The 5,152-nt window shown below is 71.8% G+C and carries 5 protein-coding genes and 1 pseudogene; 4 read left to right on the top strand and 2 right to left on the bottom strand.

Annotation, left to right across the window (positions count from 1 at the left end):
• From AC1MIR_RS07445 to AC1MIR_RS07435, 3 genes and pseudogenes are all read left to right on the top strand, one after another.
• Window positions 1-240 (top strand): annotated as a pseudogene (locus AC1MIR_RS07445) (hypothetical protein); the annotation flags it as partial.
• Entirely contained in the window at window positions 237-1,190 is a 954-nt protein-coding gene (locus tag AC1MIR_RS07440) for an ABC transporter ATP-binding protein (RefSeq protein WP_480027546.1), read from the top strand. The pseudogene AC1MIR_RS07445 and the gene AC1MIR_RS07440, both read left to right, overlap by 4 nt.
• Entirely contained in the window at window positions 1,187-2,149 is a 963-nt protein-coding gene (locus tag AC1MIR_RS07435; protein ID WP_480027545.1) for an ABC transporter ATP-binding protein, read from the top strand. Before AC1MIR_RS07440 ends, AC1MIR_RS07435 begins: the two co-directional genes overlap by 4 nt.
• Here the strand turns inward: AC1MIR_RS07435 and AC1MIR_RS07430 are convergent.
• On the bottom strand, window positions 2,136-2,942 hold the full coding sequence (locus AC1MIR_RS07430) for an enoyl-CoA hydratase (protein ID WP_480027544.1): 807 nt from the start codon (window positions 2,940-2,942) through the stop codon (window positions 2,136-2,138). The genes AC1MIR_RS07435 and AC1MIR_RS07430 overlap by 14 nt on opposite strands.
• Before the next feature lie 12 nt (window positions 2,943-2,954).
• Window positions 2,955-4,169: a CaiB/BaiF CoA transferase family protein gene (locus tag AC1MIR_RS07425; protein WP_480027543.1), complete on the bottom strand. Its 1,215-nt coding sequence runs from the start codon at window positions 4,167-4,169 to the stop codon at window positions 2,955-2,957.
• A gap of 95 nt (window positions 4,170-4,264) precedes the next feature.
• On the opposite strand from AC1MIR_RS07425, the gene AC1MIR_RS07420 reads away from it, so the two are divergent.
• The coding region (locus AC1MIR_RS07420) for an FCD domain-containing protein (protein WP_480027542.1) at window positions 4,265-5,152 on the top strand (888 nt) is incomplete at its 3' end.

The following is a 5,152-nucleotide window of genomic DNA, read 5'->3' as shown; positions in this document are numbered from 1 at the left end:
TTTGGTGGGGCGGGGGGGGGGGGGCCCGTGGCGGGGCGCCGCTCCCGGGGCGGGGCCCCCCGGCGCCCGCGGCCGACGCTCGGCGGCGTCATCGCCGACGGGCGCGACTTCATCCAGGAGGCGCCCTGGATCTCCATCACGCCGGGCGTGGTGATCGCGTTGGTGGTGCTGGGGCTGAACCTGATGGGCGACGGGCTGCGCGACGCGCTCGATCCGCGGCTGCGAACCGCCATCCGATGAACCTCCTCTCTGTGCAGGACCTGGCCGTCTCCTTCGGCCCGACTCGCGTGCTGGAGGGCGTCTCCTTCGACATCGCGGAAGGCGAGGTGCTCGGCGTCGTCGGCGAATCCGGCAGCGGCAAGTCCATGACGGCGCTCGCCATCATGGGCCTGCTGCCGATCGGCGGTCGCGCGGCGGGGCGCATCAGCTTCCAGGATCGCGATCTGCTCACGCTGCCGGAGCGCGCGATGCAGCGCCTGCGCGGCGACAGCGTCGCGATGATCTTCCAGGAGCCGATGTCCTCGCTGAACCCGGTGCTCACGATCGGCGAGCAGATCGCAGAGGTGCTGCGGCGCCATCGCGGCATGAGCCGGCGCGACGCGCATGCGGAGGCGATCTCCCTCCTCAAGCTGGTCGAGATCGCCGCCGCGGAGCGGCGCGTGGACGAGTATCCGCACCAGCTGTCGGGCGGCATGCGCCAGCGCGCGATGATCGCCATCGCACTGGCCTGCCGGCCGAAGCTGCTGATCGCGGACGAGCCGACGACGGCGCTCGACGCAACGGTGCAGGCCGGCATCCTCGACCTGCTGCGCGGCCTGCGGCGGGAACTCGGGATGGCAGTGCTGCTCATCACGCACGACCTCGGCGTCGTCTCCGACATCTGCGAGCGCGTGGTGGTGATGTATGCCGGCCGCGTCGCGGAAACGGGCGCGGCAGCCACGATCTTCGAGCAGCCGGCGCATCCCTACACCCGCGCGCTGCTCGCCGCGATTCCCCGCCTGGAGGGTCCGATCGGCGACCTGCCGGCGATCCCCGGCGTCGTGCCCTCGCCGGCCGACTTCCCGCCCGGTTGCCGCTTCGCGCCACGCTGCGTCCATGCGCGGCCCGCCTGCGAGGCAGCGCCGCCCGCGCTGCGCGCGCTGCCCTCCGGCACCGAAGCCGCCTGCATCCGCGCGGAGGAGATCGCGTGAGCGTGCTGGTCGAGGCCCGCGCGCTCGGCAAGGTGTTCGCCGGCGGCGTGCGCGCCGTGGATGGTGTTGACCTCGCCATCGCACCGGGCGAGACGCTCGGCCTGGTCGGCGAGTCGGGCTGCGGCAAGTCCACTCTCGCACGGCTGCTGATCCGGCTCATCGAGCCCGATGCCGGAACGCTGCTGTTCCGCGGCAACGACATCACGCATCTGCCGGACCGCGCCATGCGCATGCTCAGGCGCGACATGGGCGTGGTGTTCCAGGACCCCTTCGGCAGCCTCAACCCGCGCATGACGGTGCGCGACCTCGTCGCGGAGCCGATGGTGGTGCATGGCACGGGCGACGGCGCCTTCCGTCGCGCGCGCGTCGCCGAGCTGCTGGGCACGGTCGGCCTGCTGCCCGACCATGCCGAGCGCTATCCGCACGAATTCAGTGGCGGCCAGCGCCAGCGCATCGCCATCGCGCGCGCCCTGGCGACCGAGCCGGCCTTCCTGGTCTGCGACGAGCCGACCTCGGCGCTCGACGTCTCGATTCAGGCACAGGTGCTGAACCTGTTGCGGGAGCTGCAGTCGCGGCTCGGCCTCGCCTGCCTCTTCGTCAGCCACAACCTCGCGGCCGTGCGGCACATGGCTCCGCGCGTCGCGGTGATGTATCTCGGCCGCATCGTGGAGGAGGCGCCGCGCGAGGCGCTGTTCGCCATGCCGCAGCATCCCTATACCCAGGCGCTGCTCTCCGCCGCGGCGGAACCCGGCGGCGAGCGGCGCACGCGCATCGTGCTGAAGGGAGAGGTGCCGAGCCCGGCCGATCCGCCGAGCGGCTGCCGCTTCCGCACGCGCTGCCCGCGCGCCGTCTCGCGCTGCGCGGCGGAGGCACCGCAACTGGCCGAGGTCGCCCCCGGCCAGCGTGTCGCCTGCCACTTCCCGGGCGCGCTGCGCCCGGAGGAACTCAGCGTCCCTTGAACTGCGGCAGACGCTTTTCCATGAAGGCGCGGCGGCCCTCGATATAGTCCTTGCTGGCGAAGCAGCGCTTCACCCAGCTGTCGCACAGCGCCTCGTCCGCTGTGCCGCGATCCTTCAGCGCCTCGCGCACGATGACCTTCACGCTCGCGACCGTCAGCGGCGCATTGCCCGCGATGGTCTTCGCGTAGTCCACCACGAACTCTTCCAGCTTGTCGTTCGGCACCACGCGGTTCACCAGGCCCATGATGCGCGCTTCCTCGGCCGACCAGCGCTTCGCGGTGAAGAAGATCTCCTTCGCGAAGGACGCGCCGACCAGGTCCACCAGGCGGCGGATGCCGTCCAGCGGATAGCCCAGGCCGAGCTTCGCTGCCGGCACGCCGAAATTCGCCGTCTCGCCGCAGATCCGGATGTCGCAGCAGACGGCGAGCGCGGCGCCGCCGCCGATGCAATGGCCCTGGATCATCGCGATGGTCGGCTTCGCGAAGTCGCCCAGCATGTCGTAGACCGCCTTGGTCTGCGCCTGATAGGCGGCCACCGCCTCCTCGCTCGCGCGCTCGCTCTCGAACTTGGAGATGTCGGCGCCGGAGACGAAGGCGCGGCCGCCCGCGCCGGTCACCACCACCACGCGCACCGCGTCATCGGCGGCGAAGTCGGTCAGGATGCGCTCGGCTGCCTGCCACATCTCCATCGAGACGGCGTTGTGCCGCTCGGGGTTGTTGAAGATCATCCAGCCGATGCCGTCGGCCTTTCGGGCGAGCATCTTCTCGCTGCCCGTCACCATCATCCCGTCCATGGGAGCGTCTCCTCAGATCACCTGGCGCGCGCGCAGGTCGTCGATGGTCGCCTGGTCGAGGCCGATGCCCGCCAGGATCTCGTCGGTGTGCTGGCCGAGCTCCGGCGGATGGCTCACCACCTTCGACGGCGTGCGGGACAGCGCGATCGGCTGGCCGACATAAGCCACGTCCCGGCCGTCCGCGTCGCAATGCTGCGCGATGCCGAGATGCTGCACCTGCGGGTCGGCGAACATCTCGTCCACCTTGTAGATCGGGCCGCAGGGCACGCCGGCCTCGTTCAGCGCGTTCACCCAATGCGCGGTGGTGTTGCTGCGCGTGGTCTTCTCGAGCTCCGCGTTCAGCACGTCGCGATGCGTGCTGCGGGACGCGGCGGTCTTGTAGCGCTCGTCCTCGAGCAGGTCGTCGCGGCCGAGGGCGCGGGCGCAGCGTTCCCAGATCTTGTTGCCGCTGGCGGCGATGTTCATGTAGCCGTCGGTGGTCTGGAACACGCCGGTGGGGATGGAGGTCGGGTGGTTGTTGCCCGCCTGCTTCGGCACCTGGCCTTCCATCAGCCAGCGGCTGGCCTGGAAGTCCAGCATGAAGATCTGCGCCTGCAGCAGCGACGACTGCACCCACTGGCCCTTGCCGGAAACCTCGCGCTCCAGCAGCGCGACCAGGATGCCCTGCGCGGCGAAGATGCCGGCGCAGAGATCGGCGATCGGGATGCCGACGCGCACCGGGCCCTGGCCCGGCAGGCCGGTGATGGACATCAGCCCGCCCATGCCCTGCGCGATCTGGTCGAAGCCCGGCCGCGTCGCATAGGGGCCGTCCTGCCCGAAGCCGGAGATCGAGGCGTAGACGATGCGCGGGTTCACTGCCGCGATCGCCTCGTAGTCGATGCCGAGGCGCTTTTTCACGTCGGGGCGGAAATTCTCGACGATCACGTCGGCCGTCGCGGCCAGCTTCTTGAACAGCGCGACGCCGTCGGGCGACTTCAGGTTCAGCGTCATCGCCCGCTTGTTGCGGTGCAGGTTCTGGAAGTCGGAGCCGCCGCGCGGCCCGCCCATCGGGTCGCCCTCGTCGAGTGCGGGCGGCATCTCGATCTTGATGACCTCGGCGCCCCAGTCGGCGAGCTGGCGCACGCAGGTGGGGCCCGAGCGCACGCGCGTCAGGTCGAGCACCTTGAAGCGCGACAGCGCGGTCGAGGCCTGCATGGCGTGGCCGGGGGCGACGTGACCTTCGGGCATCGGCGGTTCCTCCTTCGCGGTGGGGCTGCATAGCATCGGGGAGGCCCGGCGCAAACTGTTGACAGATGACAGTCGGCGCGGCCAGTGTCCGCGCCATGGAGGAGACCCGGACCCGAGGCGGCGCCGGACGCGCGGACCCCCGCGCCGCCGCGGCGGAACTCGTGCCGCAGAGCGCGCTCGAGATCGTGCGCACCCGGTCCCTCTCCTCCCTCGTCGCCCAGGAACTGGAGCGCATGATCCTCGCCGGCACGTTGGCGGCGGGGGAGCGGCTGAACGAGCAGTCGCTGGCCACGCGGCTCGGCGTCTCCCGCGGGCCGGTGCGGGAGGCGGTGCGCGGGCTGGAACGCTCAGGCCTCGTCGTCGCGGTGCGCAACCAGGGCAGCTATGTGCGCCAGGTCAGCGCGGAGGAGGCGCACGAGATCTACGACCTGCGTGCCGCCATCACGGGGCTCGCCTGCGCGCGCTTGGCGGAGGCGGCGACACCGGCGCAGCTCGGCACGCTGCGCGCGCTGGTGAAGCGCATGGACGATGCGCGCAGGGCCGAGGACGCGCCCGCCTACTACGCCGCCAACCTTGAGTTCCACACGGCCCTCCTGGCGCATGGCGCCGGGCCGCGCACCCGCCGGCTCTACGAGGAACTCGGCAACGAGCTGCACCTGTTCCGCCGCCGCGCCCTGGTGGAGACGGAGAACATGCGCGAGAGCAACGCGGAACACGCGGCCATGCTGCGCGCCATCGCGGCCGGCGACGCCGAGGCGGCACGCAAGGCCGGCGAGGCGCATATCGCCGGCGGTAAGCGTCGCTTCCGCGCCACCGACATCACGCGGCCGCAACCGGCAGCGTCGCAGGGCGAGACCGTCCTCGACGCGGGCGATCCCTCTGCGCCACCGCAGCCTGCCGCCGGGCGCCCCCGCCCCCCGCGCGGCGGCGGCGCGGGGCCATCGCGGATCGCACCCGCCCGGGGCCCCCCCGCACCCCCGCCC

This window comes from Falsiroseomonas sp. RANM36 (assembly GCF_056682175.1).
Note: the sequence above shows the minus strand (reverse complement) of the source record. Positions and strands in the feature narration are given on the sequence as shown.